The sequence below is a fragment of the Hallella colorans genome (assembly GCF_003096815.1).
In the GTDB taxonomy this organism is placed as follows: domain Bacteria; phylum Bacteroidota; class Bacteroidia; order Bacteroidales; family Bacteroidaceae; genus Prevotella; species Prevotella colorans.
Genome location: NZ_QENY01000001.1, coordinates 100,577 through 119,014, shown reverse-complemented (window position 1 = coordinate 119,014; position 18,438 = coordinate 100,577). Strand labels below are relative to the sequence as shown.

Here is an 18,438-nt window from a genome sequence, read left to right as displayed (position 1 = left end):
TACGTAACTTTGCAACAATAAAATTAATATAATGAGAGAGAACATGGACAACAAGGTAGATTACGAGACACTTTTTCGCAACAATATAGCCAATTATTTACGTGAAAAGAGCCAAGTGGATGAGGTTTTGCCCGATGCTCCAGACATTGAGGCATTATGGGCCTCAATAGGCGAGGCTTACTTGCCTGATGCTATTCGCGAATTTAACGACTATCCCAAAGTTGTTTTGGGTTGGATAATGTATGTAGGCATGGCTGTTGCCAAGTTTTGGGATGCTGATTGGGAACGTTATAGCCAAATTAATAATATATATATTTACCTGCGTGACAAACGTGATTACGATCATCTTGACGATTATATCAAAGAAGAAGTTTTACAGCTCGACAAGGCTGGTGCTAATCTTTTGCAAGATATTGTAAGTGAGTGTGCGGCTCGTGTGTACAATCAGTTCTTGCATTTGTCGTTGCAAAGCGGTACAGAGCCCGCTTTTAGAGCTTTTGTGGCCGCACTACACGAGATGTATAGGATGGGAGCGGCCATGCAACTCAAGCGCATGGGCTATCACATGACAAGCTTGCGCGACATGTAGAGAAGGAGCGAAGTTGTCTTCTCAAGTTTGTGACAATATTGTATAAAGTTCTGGTTACTAAGAAATATAAGAAATAGTATAATACATATTATAAGATGTTTAAAGATCTGATAATAGTCAGCATAGGCAGTTTTTTCGGCGGCGGACTACGTTTTCTTGTCTCTAAAGGCATTCAGACGCTCACTATCTTGTCTTTTCCTTTTGGTACACTAACGGTTAATGTGTTGGGGTGCTTGGTCATAGGATTTCTTTCAGGCATGCTTGCTACTGGCGCATGGTTGTCACCATCCATGAAATTGATGCTCACTACAGGGCTTTGTGGTGGCTTCACTACGTTCTCCACGTTTATGCACGAAAGTTCGACGATGGCTAAAAACGAGGATTTTGTCACGCTTGCTATCTATATAACCGCCAGCTTGGTGTTTGGCATGATAGCTGTTTTGGCAGGCCACGCCGTTGCTAATTCGCTTCGATGAAAATTTTTATTGTATATGTCTCAACCTAAGTTAGGTTACGCTCTATTTAACAGGGAAGTGTCGCAATAATATATTTTTTCCAGCGTTTATATATCAATGATATACAAACCTTTGTTTTTTTTGCTGTCGATTGTGGCATTGATAATGATCTCTTGCGCCGAAGATGACAGCTTTAGTGCATCTACTGCCAACAAATTGACATTCTCCACAGATACGGTGAATGTAGACACTGTATTCAGCAATGTGCCGTCGTCCATGCGGTCGTTTTGGGTTTACAATCACTCAGGCGATGGATTACGATGCCGATCGGTAAGATTGGAGAGTGGCGGACGGTCTGGATTTCGTGTAAACGTGGATGGGGCATACCTTGGCGAAACCACAAAATATGCTTCGACAGACCTTGATGTGAGACGTGATGACAGTGTTCGTGTCTTCGTTGAACTCACTGCACCGCAAAACAATGCCATTGGACCTCAAAGAATAGAAGACAACTTAATATTCACACTTGAGAGTGGGGTAGAGCAACGGGTAAATCTCAGCGCCCATTCATGGGATGCAGAGTTATTGAAAAACGTGCATATAACAAAAGACGAAGTGATAAAGGCGCAAGAAAAACCTATCGTCGTTTATGGCGGTATCACTGTGGATAGCACTGCCACGCTTACCATTGCGGCAGGAACTACAATCTATTTTCATAATGACTCTGGGATTAAAGTGTACGGACGGCTGTTGGCAGAAGGTACACCTACGAAAAACATAGTTTTTCGTGGCGATCGCATTGATCGGATGTTCAGCTATTTACCTTACGATTTTACACCCGGGCAATGGCAAGGAATAAGATTTTTTACCTCGTCTTATAACAACAAAATGTGCTATACTGACATTCATAGTACCTTTGACGGTGTTATTGTTGACTCTGCCGACGTGTCGAAACCTAAGTTGACGCTTCAAGGTACGACCATTCACAACTGCCAAGGCTATGGCTTGGTAGCCAATAACGCAAATATCATCGTTACCAATTCACAAATCACAAACACACTATTCGACTGTGTATACGTTAATGGTGGCAACGTGTCTATGAACAATTGCACCGTGGCGCAGTTCTATCCTTTTGACGGCAACCGTGGCGTGGCGTTGCGTTTCACGTCGGAGCATCCCCTTTTGGCTTTGCGAGTGAGCAATACACTCATCACGGGTTATGCCGAACAACAACTTTTGTGTGAGCAGCCAGATTCGACCTTAACATTCAATTATGATTTTGATCACTGCTTTTTGCGCATGCCTAAGGTTCAAACGGCTGACAGTGTACACTATGTAGACGTGATATTTGAAAATGTAAAAGACACGACGACAAGTGGAGCTAAGCATTTTGTGAAGATAGACACTAAGAGTTTGCGCTATGACTTTAGATTGGATAGTGCATCATTGGCCATTGACAGGGCCAACGTCAAGACTGCCAGTCCTATTGATCTAAATGGAAATCGTCGTGACAAAAAACCCGACATAGGAGCTTTTGAATATATAAAAATGTAATACAAAATATCAAATCATAGAATATATGAGACAAGTCAATATAACAATAAACATAGACTTCTGCTCGATGGAAGAATTAACTCGTGATGAACGAGAATTGATACAAATGGCTATTGATGCCACTAAAAATTCGTATGCCAAATACAGCAAATTTTATGTGGGTGCAGCAGTAAGACTTGAAGATGGGCAGGTGTTTATAGGTGCTAACCAAGAGAATGCGGCGTTTCCATCTGGGTTATGCGCAGAGCGTACAGCTATCTTCTCGGCTCAAGCCAATAGCCCTGGGCAAGCGATAACAACGCTTGCCGTGGCTGCAAGAAACAACTTTGGACCACTTGATAACCCCGTGACGCCATGTGGCGGCTGTCGGCAAGTGATGCTTGAGATGGAGGATAGGTACCAGCGCGACGTGAAAGTGCTGCTCTATGGTAAAAAGGGAATATATAGGGTAAAAAGCGTTAAAGATCTCTTGCCACTCTCGTTTGTAGACGCTAATATGAAATGAAAAGTTCGATAATTTAATAGTTACCATAGTGGGGCGGAGCTATAAAAGTTTCTGTATATATCTCTATAACTTCGCTTATACGCCATAGCTTAATGATTGAAAATAGACAGGGCGGTAACATGGAGTGCAAATCTTATGGTCTGCGTTTAGCAGGCAATATGATAGGTACTACAAATCAGCCTTAACCGATGTTGATCTTTTTTTGGCAGCTAATATTTCCACTTCAATCTCTTCTTACTATGAAAAAGCCCAACCGATGGCTTACGCCCTTATGGTTAAGGGATTTTAAGACATAGAAACCTTCGGGCAGGCGATACACGTTTATGGATTTTCCCTGATAGCTACGTGTGTCTATTATTGTGCCTTGCAAAGTTTCTATAACAATCAAGCGGGCGTCCAACACACTGTTTTTTGCAGGTAAAGATAGTTGCTTGCCATCGCAGTGGAGAAGCGGCACGTCAATGCTTTTCGATTCTCGCATACTGTGACTTTGTGCCGCATTGCTCTCATTGCCATATCGATTCATCGAAGTGACAGCAAAATACAATCCTTCGGTCGCCACGCTTAGCATATTTTTTTGATAGCGAATGGCTACGAGGTTATCAGGATCGTCAGTGTCTACCGGCCAACATCGACTTGCATATATATTATAATAAGGTGAAGAACCTGTCCATTTAAGCCCATTTTTGTACACTTGAATATCCGTAGGAGCCATTGGCGTTACTTTTTTAGCCCATGTCATGGGTGGAACAAGAGATAGATGGCTGTTGAAACGAGATACAAAGTCGTATATACCTTGCTCATTATCCGTGAGAAACTTACCACGAAAAAACGTTTGCCCCAATCCATATTGACGCAACACATACATCTCGCGGGTAATGTCTTCCAGCTTCCAATTACCCTCACGTGGATTAAGAAAATAGATACCAAGACCCGGAGCCACCGTTTTACCATGACTCTGTTCGGCCCAATCAATAGCGAAAGGGAAAAACTGGTTATTCCTAAAATACATCATGGGATAGAGTTGGTCCATAAGTCCATCGCGCAGCCAGCCTTGCGCATCTTGGCAAACTTTCTCATAGGCGTTCCATCCGTGACTCCAATAACGACTAAGATCCTTGAACTTACCTATGGGCGAACAACTCATTTTTACCCAAGGCTTTATAAGTTTGACGCGATTGTGAATGGCGCTGACAATATTAGTGATGTTTTTTCGTCCCTGTTCGCGGGTCACCCTGAGCTTCCATTTTTCTGGATAGCGAATATAATCTAAATGAATGCCATCAATATCATAGTTGGAAACCAATTCGCCGCAGATGTCGGCAAGATAGGTCGCGGTGCGTGGATCCTCCGGATTCATATATCCATCAGCATCGATACGCCTGATAAGCGAATTGAATTTTCGTCTCAATGTTTTGCATCCTATTCCATTCCATTTGCCCACGGGCAGGGTGACAACCCACGCATGGCACTCCATGCCACGTTTGTGACATTCTTCGATGGCAAATTTCAAGGCATCGTAGCCCGGCGATCTGCCCGGGATGCCGCTGAGGCAGCCATCCCACGGCTCTTGCACAGACGGATAGATAGTAGTGGCCCTAATGCGCGCTTGAATGAGTACGGTGTTGATACCAGCTTTCTGATAAAGATCTAAGAGTGTGCGCAATTCTTGCTGTTGACGCTCTATGCCATACTGGTTTCGTGCGTAATGGCTTGGCCAGTCAAGCCCACCTATCGTGGTTAGCCAAACGGCACGAACTTCGTGCTTGGGCGATTGGGTGGATTGGGCAAAAAAAGTAATCCATGAAAATGAAATCAATAGAGTGAGAACAATTCGCTTGGTCATTCGAATAAAATTTGGTTACAAAGGTAGTTATTATTTTTCTTTATTTCAAAAATAAACTGTACTTTTGCATGCGAGGGTCAATGTGATAGCTACTTGATGGGATATTCCCACATGCTGAATAATTGATAACTTAAGCTTCAGCAAATGATAGCATTAGATTTAAAACATTAACCAACATAACTTATGAAAAAAGTTTTAATGATTTTGACAGCGTTGTTGTTGACTGTATCGGCCAACGCACAGTTTGAAATGGACAAGAAGTACGCTGGTGCTTCACTCACAGGCCTTGACTTGAGTTTCAACGGCCTCCAAAAAATGCGTGTAGGATTGTCTGCCAAGGCTGGATATATGGTGGATGACGACTTGATGCTTTTGGGGGAATTGAGCTATAACCACCCTGGGAAAGACATGTCAGACTCTTTTTCCGCTGGTGCAGGTGGCAGGTATTATATCGAGCAAAATGGTATTTTTCTTGGTGCCAGTGTGAATTATTTACATGCTTCAAACTACAACGATCTCATGCCACAAGTAGAGGTCGGCTATGCGTTCTTTATTAGTAGAACGGTTACGATCGAGCCATCCATCTATTATCGTCAAAGTTTTAAGAAACACGCAGATTATTCCACCATTGGCTTGCAGATAGGCTTTGGTATTTATATAGATTAGGACAGAGAAAATATATATACCATTTTATGGAACAACTACCCTCGGTTCTCTTGGAAAAGGCGGTAGCCGAGTTTAGCAAACTCCCTGGCATAGGACGCAAGACATCTTTGCGACTTGTTTTGCACCTACTTAGGCAACCAGTTGAAAGCGTTGACACGTTTGCAGAGGCTATCTCTTTCGTGAGAAACAATATCAACTATTGCAAAGTGTGCCACAATATCAGTGACAACGAAATTTGTCCTATCTGTGCTGACAAATCGCGCGATACGTCAATGGTGTGTGTGGTGGAAAACGTACAAGACGTGATGGCCATTGAAAGCACACAACAGTATCATGGATTATACCATGTCTTAGGTGGCGTAATTTCTCCCATGGATGGCGTTTCTCCTTCAGATCTCGAGATAGACTCATTGGTTAATCGAGTGGCACAAGGGCAGATTAAAGAGGTAATCTTTGCGTTGAGTTCCACAATGGAGGGTGACACAACCAATTTTTATCTATCACGCAAGTTGAAAGACTATCCAGTAAAATTAAGTTTGATAGCTCGGGGCATTGCCGTTGGAAACGAGTTGGAATATGCTGATGAGGTAACGCTTGGTAGATCTATATTGAACCGTACGCCATTGGAGTAATTATCTAAATGGCGCACGTCTTTAAAAGTCTTCGTGATAAAGTGCATAGTCCTGACATGTAACATTGCTTTCATTTCAATTAGGATAAACATAATACCGTGATGAATTTATCTCCACAAAAATTTTTGTTATTTTTATTTATAACAATGATTGCCATTAGCTTAGCCATCGTAACGCTTTACGAATGTGATGTGCTCACTGCCGCAAACAATAATGGCTATGACGTGTCAGAATATCATACTATCATGGTCATGGAGTTGTTAACTATCTGCCTGATACCGTTTTCACTTCGTTTGTTTAAATTTAAACATGTGCGACGCCAATTGACTTCCAACGCAGCGTCAGCTTTGCGTAAATGGGGTGCCATCAGGCTCTTTATGATCGCACTTCCGATGATAATTAACACCATTCTATATTATCAATTCATGAATGTAGCTTTTGGATATTTGGCTATTATATGTTTACTTAGCTTGGCTTTTATATATCCATCCAAGGCCAAATGCGAGCAAGAAACAAATAGGGATACTTGAAACTATCCATTATCATAGTAAGTTATAAAGTCAAGTATTACCTTGAGCAATGCTTGTTGTCTGTCCGTCGTGCTGTTGAGGGCATTGATGCGGAGGTCATAGTCATTGATAATCATTCGGAAGATGGAACGGTAGATTATATTTCTACACACTTCCCAGAAATAAGGGTCATTGCCAGTACAAATAATTTAGGTTTTTCTAAGGCTAACAACAAGGCTATCAGGCAGAGTAAGGGTGACTATGTATTGCTGCTAAACCCCGACACAGTAGTAGGCGAAGATGTGTTACGTCGATGCATACAATTTATGGATGAACACGAACGAGCTGGTGGTTTGGGCGTGCGTATGCTCCAGGCCAATGGCTCTGATGCTCGCGAGTCAAGACGAGGACTGCCTACTCCGATGACGTCTTTTTACAAGATGACGGGACTTTGTAATTGGTTTCCCCAAAACAAGGTGTTCGGAAAATATTACATGGGATACCTGTCTTGGGATGTTGCCGCGAAAATAGAAGTTATAAGTGGCGCGTTTTGTATGCTACGACGACAGACACTAAATGAAGTGGGGCTGTTGGATGAGGATTTTTTCATGTATGGTGAGGATATAGATTTGAGTTTTCGCATCTTAAAAGGCGAATGGGAAAATTGGTATTTACCCCTAAAAATATTGCATTATAAGGGAGAAAGCACACAAAAAACGCATTTTCGTTATGTACACGTTTTCTACCAAGCCATGTTAATCTTCTTACGTAAGCACTATGGAAACCAAAGCTTTCTTTTGAATATACCAATACGTTTAGGGATATTTCTTAAGGCTATGCTTGCGCTCATTGGTATGAGTATAGAGCAGATTAGATACAATTTGGGATTTGTGAGAAACAAGCGCATAGACAATGTTTTATATCTGTGTGATGTCAGAACTGAGAACAAGCAGAAGTGTAACACCCTGTTGGAAAATCATGGACTACGTGCGATATTTATCAATAATAGCGAAGAAAAAGAAATTTCTACATCAGAAACCGAACGTATATATAAGGTATACGACATTACCAAATACACATTCAAAGAAATATTTGACCAAATGTCCAATGAGACAGACTGTCGTTTGTATATGGCATTTTACAATCCAAACAACATGAGTATCATTACTGATACAGACATTATACGCTAAGAACAATGGAAGATACGCCCAAAGTTACATTACGAGCCATCGAGCCTGAAGATCTTGATGAGCTATATAATATAGAGAACGACCAAGAACTTTGGAATGTTGGCAATAACAATATGCCTTACTCAAGATTTGCCTTGCATGAATATATCGCCAATATTACTGGAGACATATACGTGGATCAGCAATTGAGATTAATGATATGCGACGAGCATGGGCATACTGTAGGTATGATAGATATGGCCAATTTTAATCCACAACATCAACGCGCCGAGGTTGGTATCGTTATTCGGAAGGATAGGCGTGACAAAGGGTATGGTTTGGCCGCCATCAAGCAACTCATAGACTATTCTCAAAGAATACTGCACATACATCAACTCTATGTCATGGTATGTATGGACAATATCAAGTGTATCAACGCGTTCGAAGAGGCAGGGTTTAGACGCCAAGCTATTCTAAAAGAATGGTTGTATGATGGTGAAGGTTTCAAGGACATTATACTGTTGCAATTTTTTTTATAATTTACCTTTTTTTTCTTGGTTCAATGAAATAAAAGCGGTATCTTTGCAGCCGTTAAAAACAAAGAGTTGGTTTTACGACCTAAATATGGTGTGTTAGTTCAGTTGGTTAGAATGCCTGCCTGTCACGCAGGAGGTCACGAGTTCGAGTCTCGTACACACCGCTTATATATCGGTAAAACTTTCATGGTGCGTTAGTTCAGTTGGTTAGAATGCCTGCCTGTCACGCAGGAGGTCACGAGTTCGAGTCTCGTACGCACCGCATTACTTTCGAGGTTAGCCTCGAAAGTTTTTTTTTGATATAAATCAAGAAACTTCGTTTTTATTTATCATAAACCGTTGTTGTACCATAATTTTTAAGGTTTAAGTGTCTGAAATAAAATAAAATAGCTAATTTTGCAAATGAATAAATGAACTTTTGTTATTGTTTATTAATTATTATATTCATTAGATCATGACTGAAAAGAAAGCAACAGTAAAGAGCACTACAGCCAAGGCAGCCGGAGCGGCAAAATCATCAACTTCAAAAACAACCACTACAAAGAGATGTGCTACAAAGAAAGCAGCAATCGTGGTAGATGCTGAAAACGCAGGATTTCGCGCTGGAGACGTATACCAAGCCCTCTCCGCGGCTGGCGCTGCAATGTCTGTAGCTGAACTTGCCAAGGCAACACAGAAGACTGATACAGAAATTCTTTTAGGTATCGGATGGCTGCTTAAGGAAGGCAAAGTTAAGGGAGAGGAAGGCAAAATAACTTTGGCCTAATGCAGAATGGGATGATATAGCGGAAAGATTTTTCAAAGATTAAATCATATTTTAGTCTTGTTTGGATCGAATTCCTTGTATCATTAATGATATTATCCACCTAATCGTATGACATTGTTCGACGATTTGGTGGATTTTTAATGTAAACATCCAACAATAGTTGTCTTGCAATTTTTTATACACGCCCTATAGATACTCTTTGCAAGGCCCAGCTGATATTTAATGGGGGAGCTAATGGCTCAGTAGGTATTTACTTTTTGGGGGCACCGTAGGTCCCCCTACGATTGTGGTAACCATGTATTAGCGCAAATAGAATTAAAGACTGAAAGATATAATGTAGGCATAAAAGTTCATACGTGCAAATTTCTACCGCACTCAGACGCTTCTTGAATCCGGTGCAGCTGTCTTCATTCATTCTTTGCTCCCCACTCTTCACTCCTTACTCCTTAGTTTTCATTTTATAAAAAATAATTACTGTTTTTTGATCATTATTTTCGAGTCATCCAGAGCAAAAAGGGCTATCTTTTTTTGTCAAAACCAAGTTGAGCATTACCAAAAATCATAAGAGTGCCGCGATTGGTGCTTTCTCATAGAATGATTAGGCCTTATTCGCAGCGCGGTAGAGCCTCAATCACACTGCGATTACAACCTTATCATCATGCCATTTGATACTCAACAGCAGACCACAAAATAGGAGAATAAAGGCTATTTTTTAAAAGATGCTGAATGTCAGTCATTTACAAACTATCGCAGATTTTGCGTATTTCGGACGAAGGCAAACTTATTTTTAAATAAGCGAATTTGAGAGGGTTATTTGTTCAAATAATTGACTATTTCTAATTTTTCAAAATCCGCGTTCGGGACAAGCAGGTTTTTAAGGAGATAAACCGAAAACGTGTAAACATTCCGTCGCCATCTCGAAGCGTACACACGCTCCATTCGCCCCCCCACCTATGTTGTAACATGGCGAGCGTCTCCTCAAAAAACAATACAAGCATTTATTGTACCAATGGGTTAATCTCAATAGCAAAATGAAACGTCATACTTTTTCTACTGAGCCAACATATCTGGAATTTGCGTACTGGCATACCCTGCCTGAGTGCTGGATGAGGCAAACATCATCCTTTCGAGTACCTTCTATCCTGCAAAAGCCATCTCAAAATTATCGTCTATGATACCGAAATAATTTTCGAGATATTCCGCCCACTCATCTTTCCTTGAGTGTAGAGGCGGATTACAGCATCATGTTACAGTTTTCTTTTCTTGCAATTGTTCCTCCACAATATTGTTGACTTTACGTTTCAAGTTTTTTAGGAGAAAGACATTAGAAAAATGTGAGACGATTAGAACAGAAAAATCCCAAAGAAACTGATAGAATATTCTTTGGGATTTTATTGGAAATGTATAGAAAGGTAACCCTTACTTAACGAGTTTGAGATCGTAATTCATGCCTTGGGCAGAAACGGGCTCTTCGAACTGGTCATTAACCATGCGTAATGTAGAATCATTAAGTACCAAGAAGTTGATGGTGTCGTTGGGTTCTGTGGGTAAACGATAGTATTTGTTCTCTGCTCCGTTTACAGTTTTAGTCAAAGAAATAACCTGACCAGAATAGTTGAAAGACTTCTCAACTTCGGTTTCTGATTTCATATAACTCTGCGCAAGGTTAAAACTCATGGTAGAGTCAGAAGTAAGAGCAAGCCTATAACGAATGCCGTATGTGTCAGCAGCGGGGGTCAAGCCCTCATATACGGTAGAATCTGTTGCCACTACCTCGGTGTTTGCCGCAGGCTCTGCTTTTTTTCCATTGTTGCAAGAAGCTATAAAAGCTGCGCATGCAACGAGCAATAATGTTACTTTTTTCATTGTCTTAATTTTTATTATATATGAATTACTCTATGTATAATAACGTTTTATAGTACGTTTTGTTATATATTTATAAAAATATTTTTTAGGTTAAAATACTGCAGCAATTCACAGATAGAACTATCTTATTTGTATCATACACCATCAATATCTTCTTCTTCTAAATTTTTAGCTTTAGTGTCGAGCAGATTATCCTTGGTCACAGTGACGTTTCCTAAATTATCAATCTTTAAGATAAGTGGTACATATTCATCGCTCGATTTGTCAGGATTTCCGACACTGGCGGCAAAAATCAAATGGTTCCCCTTTGCTTGAACAAAAACAACACCTAACAAAGCTCCATCATTAAAATACATATTGTCTACATATTCTTTAAAAAAACTTTTAGTGAATGTTTTCTCAAAAAAAATAGAGCTATCTGCTCGAACAATCTTTAGCACAATTCTATTATCATAATAACATACCTCTCCGTCATGTGCCAAAGGCAAAGAGGGGTCTGCCATAAGTTGTGTTTCAATGATATATTTATTACCAACCCATTCTACAGTACGGGTTTGGGTATAATCACCCATTTTTCGAGTTTTAGGAACCGCTGAGATTTGTTTGTTTTTTTTAGTTATAATGATTGTGTTTGTTTTTTTTTGAGTACACGAAATCACCATTATAGTGGCCATCAAGGTCAAGCTTATTGATAATAATCTCTTCATCTTCATACGTACTTGCAACTGTGCAAATTTAGATAAAATTTTCGAATTATAAGCCTGTTGAAATAAAAAACGTAAATAAATATTTCCGTATGGTGCTATTACTCAGCAATAGGTCAAGGCTTCGTAACCTTCCTGCTATGATATAACTAAGGTTTTGGATTTGCATATTAAGCAGTCATCGTATAGTCTCTAAGATCGGCCAACCTTTTGTCGTTCACAATAATCTGCCTGATCAAATCTCCAAATTCTGCACCAGTGACTTCTACCACAACCATCACGACTCCTATGATGACGGCCCATATTTTCTCAACCACCGTTAATTCATGCACACCCATATACATATACATATACCTATTGTGTCGTAACCGAGCATTTTCTTGATGGTGGAAGCAGAATTAGAACAGGGAGACAAGTGCGATATGATCGAAAAAATCACGTGAGTGCCAAGATGCAAGTCCCAGCTGCCGTTTGCTGTTAGAGAAGAGAACTGATATACTCCAACGAATTACGTAGATTTCATAGGCATAATGAAATTGAGTCTTACGTCAATTGTGAGACAAACCTCTCAAGCCTCTCTTTCTCACGCTTGCATAAAAACAGCTTTACGGAACGTTTCCCAAGCATAACGTTGATTTTCGCATAATGGCAATGAATGTGTCTGTTGTACATGGGAGATAACCTTTATGGAAATCCGAGTAAATGCATAGCTCCCCATGAGTTGAAGTCTCTTATGCTATAGATGTATCTGTTATTACGATGACATAGCGTTGTGAAAACTGCCAAAACTGTCAATCCGCCACTGCCAAAACTGTCATTTTTTAGGTTCATGCGCTATTGGCACACTTTTCGCTTTTGGCATAAGTGATTTTCCGATGGAATATCAATATGTAAAAACTGTTTAATAATAATAAAATCAATTATGAAAGTAAGACCATTAGCAGACAGAGTATTAGTACTACCTGCACAGGCAGAAGAGAAAGTAGGTGGAATTATCATTCCAGACACGGCAAAAGAAAAGCCACAGCGTGGCAAGATCGTGGCTGTTGGCGAAGGCACCAAAGATGAGAAAATGATATTGAAAGAGAATGACGAGGTGCTCTATGGCAAATATGCCGGCACTGAGATGGAGTGTGATGGAACTAAATATCTCATGATGCGCCAAAGCGACGTTTTGGCAATTGTAGAAGATTAAAATATCGCAATATGAAGTCTATAAAAACCCGCTATAGCGTAAGCGTTTTTATAGGCATTCAGCTTATCGTTATAACAATCTATAAATTCATAAACAAAAACATACCATTGGTAGTTGTGTTTGATAGAATGATGGCATCCATCAGGATAGCAGGATACAATGAACATGGAATAATAATTTAAAATAAGCTATGTCTAAGATTATTAAATTTGATACAGATGCCCGCGAATTGCTGAAACAGGGCGTTGACCAGTTGGCAAATGCAGTGAAAGTGACCCTTGGACCTAAAGGTCGCAATGTGGTTTTGGAGAAGAAATACGGCTCTCCTCAGATTACCAAAGACGGTGTTACCGTAGCCAAAGAGGTGGAGTTGGAGGATAAGTTTGAGAATACAGGCGCCCAGTTGGTCAAGAGTGTGGCCAGCAAGACAGGCGATGACGCTGGTGATGGCACCACAACAGCCACTGTATTGGCTCAGGCTATCATCAACGAGGGCTTGAAAAACGTAGCCGCAGGTGCTAACCCCATGGACTTGAAACGTGGTATTGATAAGGCCGTGGACAAGGTCGTTGCTTATATCAAGCAGAATGCGGAGGTTGTAGGCGACAATTATGACAAGATAGAGCAAGTTGCCACTGTGTCGGCAAACAACGATCCCGAGATTGGCAAGCTGCTTGCCGATGCCATGCGCAAGGTCTCAAAAGACGGTGTAATCACTATTGAGGAGAGCAAAACGCGTGACACCAGCATAGGCATGGTAGAGGGTATGCAGTTTGACCGCGGCTATTTGTCGGGCTATTTTGTAACTGACACTGACAAGATGGAATGTGTGATGGAAAATCCATATATCCTCATTTACGACAAGAAAATCAGCAACCTTAAGGAATTCTTGCCTGTGTTACAGCCTGCTGCCGAGAGCGGTCGCCCATTGTTGGTTATTGCGGAAGATGTAGATTCTGAGGCTCTCACAACACTTGTGGTGAACCGTCTACGTGGTGGCTTGAAGATTTGCGCCGTTAAGGCTCCGGGCTTCGGCGACCGTCGCAAAGCCATGCTTGAAGATATCGCCGTGCTTACCGGTGGCGTTGTGGTAAGTGAGGAAAAGGGCCTCAAACTCGAGCAGACCACATTGGAGATGCTTGGTACCGCTAAGAAAGTAACTGTGTCTAAGGACAACACCACCGTGGTGGATGGCGCTGGCTCCAAGGAGAACATTGAGGCGCGTGTAGCACAAATTAAAAATGAGATAGCTAACAGCACCAGCTCTTATGACAAGGAGAAACTGCAAGAGCGTTTAGCCAAATTGGCAGGTGGCGTAGCAGTGCTCTACGTAGGCGCCAACTCCGAGGTTGAAATGAAAGAAAAGAAAGATCGAGTAGACGATGCACTCTGCGCTACCCGCGCTGCTATCGAGGAGGGTGTTGTGCTTGGTGGTGGAACAACTTACATACGCGCTCAACAGGAGCTTGTCGACCTCAAAAGCGACAACGCTGACGAGCAGACGGGTATCAACATAGTGTGCCGCGCCATCGAAGAACCGTTGCGTCAGATAGTATTTAATGCTGGCCTTGAAGGTGCCGTAATTGTGAACAAAGTGCGCGAAAGTAAAGGTGACAACGGCTATAACGCTCGTAAGGACGTATACGAAGATTTGCGTGCGGCAGGTGTTATCGACCCAGCCAAAGTGGCTCGCGTGGCTTTGGAAAATGCTGCTTCTATCGCCGGCATGTTCCTCACCACCGAATGTGTCATAGCTGACAAACCCGAGGAGGCTGCTCCTGCTATGCCAGCCGCTCAGCCCGGAATGATGTAATTTTCAATCATGATATCAATGACGTGGGGGATATGCCAAACAATGGTGTATCCCCTCGTTTTTTTAGTTTGACATTATAGATAAACGTTGTAAATTCAGATCATTGCATGCTATGATTTATAATTCCGTTTTTTAGTCAACATTGTCATCTTGCTGAATAATTGTAGTTATTTTGCCATCAATAATAGACTGCAAAACAGGGAAAAATAAGACAGAAAAAAGCCCCTTGGTTTATTCGTACATCAACATGCTTAAACCTGTATAATACATGACTAAGCAAGAAAAATGTTAAAAGTGACATGTTAAAATGAAAAATATCATTTATTTATGAGTTCCCATCATTTTTTTTCGAAAAATATTTGGATGTAATATGGAAACTTTGTAACTTTGCAATGAATAGATGAAAATAAAAGTCCCGCAAGGGATTCAAAGATATTTTTTGATTTGTTTTAGTAGATTAGTTTTTAAGTAGTTTGTTTTTAGAAATCGGTTGTCGTGATGACATCCGATTTTTTTTGTATCTTTCGAAAAATACATTACCTTTGTACCATGAAACCCAAAATTCATATTGATTGGAAAAAGGGGCTGATATTTCTGTTAATATCTGCTGGACTCATCTATATCACTAAGTCTATTTTGATATCACTTGGCATTGTATTATTGCTGTTTGTGATAGACGGTTTGTTGGCAAACTGGGAGTATCGCAAAAAAACGAAGAAAATATTTGATGAGCTAAGAAAGCAAAAAAACGAAAAGGGGGATGATGACAAAACTGCCGAGAGATAGCTCGAGTATCAGCATTTCGTTGTAATTGTACAAAAAAAACTGGGCTTGGTATGCGTGATGACGTTCTAACATATAGGTCTCGCGCTATGTTTTTTGGTAAATTATTACCAGTGTCCTCAACGTTTACATATTTAATCCATCTGCATTTTTGATGCCTCAAATACGCTGTTAATTATGGAACAACTTATTCAGCTATATACAAGCTGGGCCGGAGAGAAGCCTCGGCAGGTTGAAAAACTAATAGGTGCTGGTAGTAACCGGCAGTATTATCGCATGTCAGATGTCGCTGGCAATGCTGTTATCGGGGTTATTGGCACAAGCCGTGACGAGAATCATGCTTTCGTGTATCTCTCTCGGCAGTTTGTTCGTAGAAAGTTGCTCGTGCCAGAGGTGTTGGCCGTGAGCGAGGACGAGATGTGCTATTTGCAAACAGACCTTGGAAACATCTCGCTTTTCGATGCCATCAGAGGTGGCAGGGAGGCTGGTGGACGATACAATGTGGCAGAGAGAGAACTGCTTTTTCGCACCATTCGAGAGTTGCCCAATATACAAATCAGGGGCGCGTTAGACTTGGATTGGTCCAATTGCTATCCTGAACCTGAATTTAATGAGGACAGCGCGTTGTTCGATTTAAATTATTTCAAGTATTGTTTTCTTAAACCATCGAACCTTGATTTCCATGAGTTGAAGTTAGAAGCCAACTTCCGGCGTTTAGCCAAAGACCTCGCCTCGGAGTCAGGCGAGTGTTTCTTATATCGAGATTTCCAAGCCCGAAACGTCATGCTCGACGCTAACGGAAATCCCCATTTCATTGATTTTCAAGGTGGACGGAAAGGACCTTACTATTATGATTTGGCGTCATTCTTATGGCAGGCGTCCGCCAAATATCCTTATAAGTTGCGCAGGGAGCTTATAGCTGCCTATTACGATTCTCTCAAACAATACGTAGAGGTGCCCAATATCCGCCATTTTGCAGCGCGCCTTACACTTTTTGTGTTGTTTAGAACGCTTCAAGTGCTGGGCGCGTATGGTTTTCGAGGTTACTTCGAGCGCAAACAACACTTCATTGACAGTATCCCTCCGGCCATTGATAACCTGCGCGATTTGTTGAAACTGCGCAAGGAACTGTTGCCTTATCCTTACCTGCGAGAAACATTGGTGAGGCTCACGCAGTTGCCCCAATTCGCCGTGGATGAAGTGCCGAAGAAGATTCGCCACGACGGATATAAAACTACCGCGTGCAATATTTACGATGCGCATCCACAAGATGGCCCCGCCACTTTCTCCAAGTATGACGGTAAGGGACCGTTGAAAGTGACTGTTTACAGCTTTTCTTACCACAAGGGAATTCCGGCGGATGAGTCTGGAAATGGAGGCGGGTATGTGTTCGATTGTCGCAGTACGCATAACCCTGGACGATACGAGCCATACAAAAAAATGACTGGACTTGACGAACCTGTCATTCGATTTCTGGAGGATGATGGTGAGATTTTGGAGTTCTTAAATCATGTCTATGCCTTGGCCGACAAGCATGTGGCACGATATGTACAGCGCGGTTTTACACATCTGATGTTTTGTTTTGGCTGTACGGGTGGTCAGCATCGAAGTGTTTACAGTGCACAGCACCTCGCGCAGCATATCCACGAGCGGTTTGGTATAGAAGTGAGAGTAGTTCATCGAGAGCAACATATCAGCAAAACATTCGCTGCTGTTTCTCTCAAGGGATAGATTTTCTTCCGTGAGGCTGACATCAAGGGCATGCTCACGATTATTGTCTATGTTGTATCCCTCGCGACGACTACAGTTGTTGTATGGATAATTCATAGTGCGCAACATATAATAAAGGTATATACTATCAGTGAGCTTGTATGATATAGGGTAGGACTGCGGTGTACGGCATCTTATTTTTATTGCGCTATTCATTTTGATTTCTGCCATTTAATTGCTAATTTTGCATCATGAAGCAAGCCATGATTTTTGCCGCGGGTTTAGGAACTCGCCTGAAACCGCTTACCGATACCATTCCCAAGGCATTGGTAAGGGTGGGGGACGAGCCTTTGCTTAAACGGGTAGCGCTTAGGCTTCGTGCCGCGGGGTTCACCCGCGTGGTCGTCAATGTGCATCATTTTGCCCCTCTTATTATCGAGTATCTTAAGGCAAACAATAACTTCGGGCTTGATATTCGGATAAGTGACGAAACCAATCATCTCCTTGACACGGGTGGCGGATTGCGCAAGGCGGCTTCCTTGTTCGATTCAAATTATCCCATACTCATTCACAACGTCGACATTTTGAGCAATGTCAACCTTGCCAAATTCTACGCATTGGCCACCCAAGTGGATAATTCGAAAAGTGACGAGCTGAGTAATTTGCCCGGCGCTCGGCTGTTGGTGAGTTGGCGTCAAACCCAAAGATACTTGCTTTTCAACGACCAAATGCACTTGGTTGGGTGGGTAAACATCAAGACCGGCGAGGTAAAATCACCTTTCCCCGAGGTGAGTTTGGCCTTGAGCAAGCTCTCTTTCCCTCTCAATGTAGAAGCGGGGCCACAGGTGTTGGCAGGTCTTTACCATGCCTATGCCTTTAGTGGCATACATAGTTTCTCGCCCCGCATGTTCCCACGGATGGAGGAATGTCCTGACAAGTTTCCCATTATGGACTTCTATTTGCGGCAATGCGGACAAGTGCCAATTAAAGGTTATGTTAAGCATGACTTGCGGTTAATGGATGTTGGGAAGCTCAATACGCTTGATGACGCGGAGACTTTCGCTCGACAATTAGAATTAAACAATAACAATAATAACCATTTTTAATTAGGTAGCTCAGACGTTTTCTTCTTCATGGAAG

19 protein-coding genes and 2 tRNA genes are annotated in these 18,438 nt (G+C 41.7%); 17 read left to right on the top strand and 4 right to left on the bottom strand.

The features are described from left to right. The first annotated feature begins 31 nt into the window (after nucleotides 1-31). The 4 genes from C7379_RS00470 to cdd all read left to right on the top strand — a co-directional run bounded on the left by C7379_RS00470 (nucleotide 32) and on the right by cdd (nucleotide 3,103). Nucleotides 32-589 carry a hypothetical protein gene (locus C7379_RS00470; RefSeq protein WP_243406663.1) on the top strand — a complete coding sequence of 186 codons (558 nt, stop codon included), beginning with the start codon at nucleotides 32-34 and terminating at the stop codon, nucleotides 587-589. A gap of 95 nt (nucleotides 590-684) precedes the next feature. After that, nucleotides 685-1,065, top strand: a complete 381-nt coding sequence (crcB, locus tag C7379_RS00465) for a fluoride efflux transporter CrcB (protein WP_116615498.1) — start codon at nucleotides 685-687, stop codon at nucleotides 1,063-1,065. Between the two features lie 96 nt (nucleotides 1,066-1,161). Further along, nucleotides 1,162-2,598 (top strand): right-handed parallel beta-helix repeat-containing protein, encoded by a 1,437-nt coding sequence (locus C7379_RS00460; RefSeq protein WP_116615497.1) that lies wholly within the window; start codon nucleotides 1,162-1,164, stop codon nucleotides 2,596-2,598. Nucleotides 2,599-2,623: 25 nt separating this feature from the next. Further along, nucleotides 2,624-3,103 (top strand): cytidine deaminase, encoded by a 480-nt coding sequence (gene cdd, locus C7379_RS00455; RefSeq protein WP_116615496.1) that lies wholly within the window; start codon nucleotides 2,624-2,626, stop codon nucleotides 3,101-3,103. A 223-nt stretch (nucleotides 3,104-3,326) separates the two neighbouring features. On the opposite strand, the gene C7379_RS00450 is transcribed toward cdd, so the two are convergent. Then, nucleotides 3,327-4,949, bottom strand: coding sequence for a glycoside hydrolase family 10-like protein (locus C7379_RS00450; RefSeq protein ID WP_116615495.1), 1,623 nt, complete (start codon nucleotides 4,947-4,949; stop codon nucleotides 3,327-3,329). A gap of 183 nt (nucleotides 4,950-5,132) precedes the next feature. Between C7379_RS00450 and C7379_RS00445 the strand changes: the two genes are divergently transcribed. The 8 genes from C7379_RS00445 (at nucleotide 5,133) to C7379_RS00410 (ending at nucleotide 9,227) form a co-directional block, all read left to right on the top strand. Next, the gene (locus tag C7379_RS00445; protein ID WP_116615494.1) at nucleotides 5,133-5,615 is read left to right on the top strand and encodes an outer membrane beta-barrel protein; all 483 of its coding nucleotides are present in this window, start codon (nucleotides 5,133-5,135) and stop codon (nucleotides 5,613-5,615) included. Nucleotides 5,616-5,641: 26 nt separating this feature from the next. Next, a complete protein-coding gene (recR, locus tag C7379_RS00440) occupies nucleotides 5,642-6,247 on the top strand; it encodes a recombination mediator RecR (RefSeq protein ID WP_116615493.1) in 606 nt (201 codons plus the stop codon). A 101-nt stretch (nucleotides 6,248-6,348) separates the two neighbouring features. Next, complete coding sequence (locus C7379_RS00435) at nucleotides 6,349-6,777, top strand: hypothetical protein (RefSeq protein ID WP_116615492.1); 429 nt, start codon at nucleotides 6,349-6,351, stop codon at nucleotides 6,775-6,777. After that, nucleotides 6,774-7,946 carry a glycosyltransferase family 2 protein gene (locus tag C7379_RS00430; protein WP_116615491.1) on the top strand — a complete coding sequence of 391 codons (1,173 nt, stop codon included), beginning with the start codon at nucleotides 6,774-6,776 and terminating at the stop codon, nucleotides 7,944-7,946. Before C7379_RS00435 ends, C7379_RS00430 begins: the two co-directional genes overlap by 4 nt. A gap of 5 nt (nucleotides 7,947-7,951) precedes the next feature. Further along, complete coding sequence (locus C7379_RS00425) at nucleotides 7,952-8,464, top strand: GNAT family N-acetyltransferase (RefSeq protein ID WP_116615490.1); 513 nt, start codon at nucleotides 7,952-7,954, stop codon at nucleotides 8,462-8,464. 87 nt (nucleotides 8,465-8,551) lie between these two features. Further along, a tRNA-Asp gene (locus C7379_RS00420) sits at nucleotides 8,552-8,625 on the top strand. Nucleotides 8,626-8,649: 24 nt separating this feature from the next. Beyond that, nucleotides 8,650-8,723: transfer RNA gene (locus C7379_RS00415), tRNA-Asp, on the top strand. 192 nt (nucleotides 8,724-8,915) lie between these two features. Continuing rightward, nucleotides 8,916-9,227, top strand: a complete 312-nt coding sequence (locus C7379_RS00410; RefSeq protein WP_116615489.1) for a winged helix-turn-helix domain-containing protein — start codon at nucleotides 8,916-8,918, stop codon at nucleotides 9,225-9,227. A gap of 1,419 nt (nucleotides 9,228-10,646) precedes the next feature. Here C7379_RS00410 and C7379_RS00405 read toward each other — a convergent pair. From C7379_RS00405 to C7379_RS00395, 3 genes are all read right to left on the bottom strand, one after another. Further along, entirely contained in the window at nucleotides 10,647-11,093 is a 447-nt protein-coding gene (locus C7379_RS00405; protein ID WP_116615488.1) for a copper resistance protein NlpE N-terminal domain-containing protein, read from the bottom strand. Between the two features lie 134 nt (nucleotides 11,094-11,227). Then, a complete protein-coding gene (locus C7379_RS00400) occupies nucleotides 11,228-11,800 on the bottom strand; it encodes a DUF4738 domain-containing protein (protein ID WP_116615597.1) in 573 nt (190 codons plus the stop codon). A gap of 167 nt (nucleotides 11,801-11,967) precedes the next feature. After that, nucleotides 11,968-12,114, bottom strand: a complete 147-nt coding sequence (locus C7379_RS00395) for a hypothetical protein (RefSeq protein ID WP_243406662.1) — start codon at nucleotides 12,112-12,114, stop codon at nucleotides 11,968-11,970. 605 nt (nucleotides 12,115-12,719) lie between these two features. On the opposite strand from C7379_RS00395, the gene C7379_RS00390 reads away from it, so the two are divergent. The 5 genes from C7379_RS00390 (at nucleotide 12,720) to C7379_RS00370 (ending at nucleotide 18,404) form a co-directional block, all read left to right on the top strand. Next, nucleotides 12,720-12,992 (top strand): co-chaperone GroES, encoded by a 273-nt coding sequence (locus C7379_RS00390; protein ID WP_036893554.1) that lies wholly within the window; start codon nucleotides 12,720-12,722, stop codon nucleotides 12,990-12,992. A gap of 190 nt (nucleotides 12,993-13,182) precedes the next feature. Next, nucleotides 13,183-14,805 carry a chaperonin GroEL gene (gene groL / locus C7379_RS00385; protein WP_116615486.1) on the top strand — a complete coding sequence of 541 codons (1,623 nt, stop codon included), beginning with the start codon at nucleotides 13,183-13,185 and terminating at the stop codon, nucleotides 14,803-14,805. A gap of 549 nt (nucleotides 14,806-15,354) precedes the next feature. Continuing rightward, nucleotides 15,355-15,591 (top strand): hypothetical protein, encoded by a 237-nt coding sequence (locus C7379_RS00380; protein WP_116615485.1) that lies wholly within the window; start codon nucleotides 15,355-15,357, stop codon nucleotides 15,589-15,591. A 174-nt stretch (nucleotides 15,592-15,765) separates the two neighbouring features. Further along, the gene (locus C7379_RS00375) at nucleotides 15,766-17,319 is read left to right on the top strand and encodes a RapZ C-terminal domain-containing protein (protein WP_116615484.1); all 1,554 of its coding nucleotides are present in this window, start codon (nucleotides 15,766-15,768) and stop codon (nucleotides 17,317-17,319) included. Between the two features lie 230 nt (nucleotides 17,320-17,549). Continuing rightward, the gene (locus tag C7379_RS00370; protein ID WP_116615483.1) at nucleotides 17,550-18,404 is read left to right on the top strand and encodes a sugar phosphate nucleotidyltransferase; all 855 of its coding nucleotides are present in this window, start codon (nucleotides 17,550-17,552) and stop codon (nucleotides 18,402-18,404) included. Nucleotides 18,405-18,438 lie beyond the last annotated feature (34 nt).

Excerpts from the sequence above, each read along its gene's own strand:
- recR (WP_116615493.1), top strand. The coding sequence starts at position 5,642 with ATGGAACAACTACCCTCGGTTCTCTTGGAAAAGGCGGTAGCCGAGTTT.
- C7379_RS00435 (WP_116615492.1), top strand. The coding sequence starts at position 6,349 with ATGAATTTATCTCCACAAAAATTTTTGTTATTTTTATTTATAACAATG.
- C7379_RS00375 (WP_116615484.1), top strand. The coding sequence starts at position 15,766 with ATGGAACAACTTATTCAGCTATATACAAGCTGGGCCGGAGAGAAGCCT.
- C7379_RS00445 (WP_116615494.1), top strand. The coding sequence starts at position 5,133 with ATGAAAAAAGTTTTAATGATTTTGACAGCGTTGTTGTTGACTGTATCG.
- C7379_RS00450 (WP_116615495.1), bottom strand. The coding sequence starts at position 4,949 with ATGACCAAGCGAATTGTTCTCACTCTATTGATTTCATTTTCATGGATT.
- C7379_RS00370 (WP_116615483.1), top strand. The coding sequence starts at position 17,550 with ATGAAGCAAGCCATGATTTTTGCCGCGGGTTTAGGAACTCGCCTGAAA.
- C7379_RS00425 (WP_116615490.1), top strand. The coding sequence starts at position 7,952 with ATGGAAGATACGCCCAAAGTTACATTACGAGCCATCGAGCCTGAAGAT.
- C7379_RS00400 (WP_116615597.1), bottom strand. The coding sequence starts at position 11,800 with ATGAAGAGATTATTATCAATAAGCTTGACCTTGATGGCCACTATAATG.
- cdd (WP_116615496.1), top strand. The coding sequence starts at position 2,624 with ATGAGACAAGTCAATATAACAATAAACATAGACTTCTGCTCGATGGAA.
- C7379_RS00470 (WP_243406663.1), top strand. The coding sequence starts at position 32 with ATGAGAGAGAACATGGACAACAAGGTAGATTACGAGACACTTTTTCGC.
- groL (WP_116615486.1), top strand. The coding sequence starts at position 13,183 with ATGTCTAAGATTATTAAATTTGATACAGATGCCCGCGAATTGCTGAAA.
- C7379_RS00390 (WP_036893554.1), top strand. The coding sequence starts at position 12,720 with ATGAAAGTAAGACCATTAGCAGACAGAGTATTAGTACTACCTGCACAG.
- C7379_RS00405 (WP_116615488.1), bottom strand. The coding sequence starts at position 11,093 with ATGAAAAAAGTAACATTATTGCTCGTTGCATGCGCAGCTTTTATAGCT.
- crcB (WP_116615498.1), top strand. The coding sequence starts at position 685 with ATGTTTAAAGATCTGATAATAGTCAGCATAGGCAGTTTTTTCGGCGGC.
- C7379_RS00380 (WP_116615485.1), top strand. The coding sequence starts at position 15,355 with ATGAAACCCAAAATTCATATTGATTGGAAAAAGGGGCTGATATTTCTG.
- C7379_RS00460 (WP_116615497.1), top strand. The coding sequence starts at position 1,162 with ATGATATACAAACCTTTGTTTTTTTTGCTGTCGATTGTGGCATTGATA.
- C7379_RS00410 (WP_116615489.1), top strand. The coding sequence starts at position 8,916 with ATGACTGAAAAGAAAGCAACAGTAAAGAGCACTACAGCCAAGGCAGCC.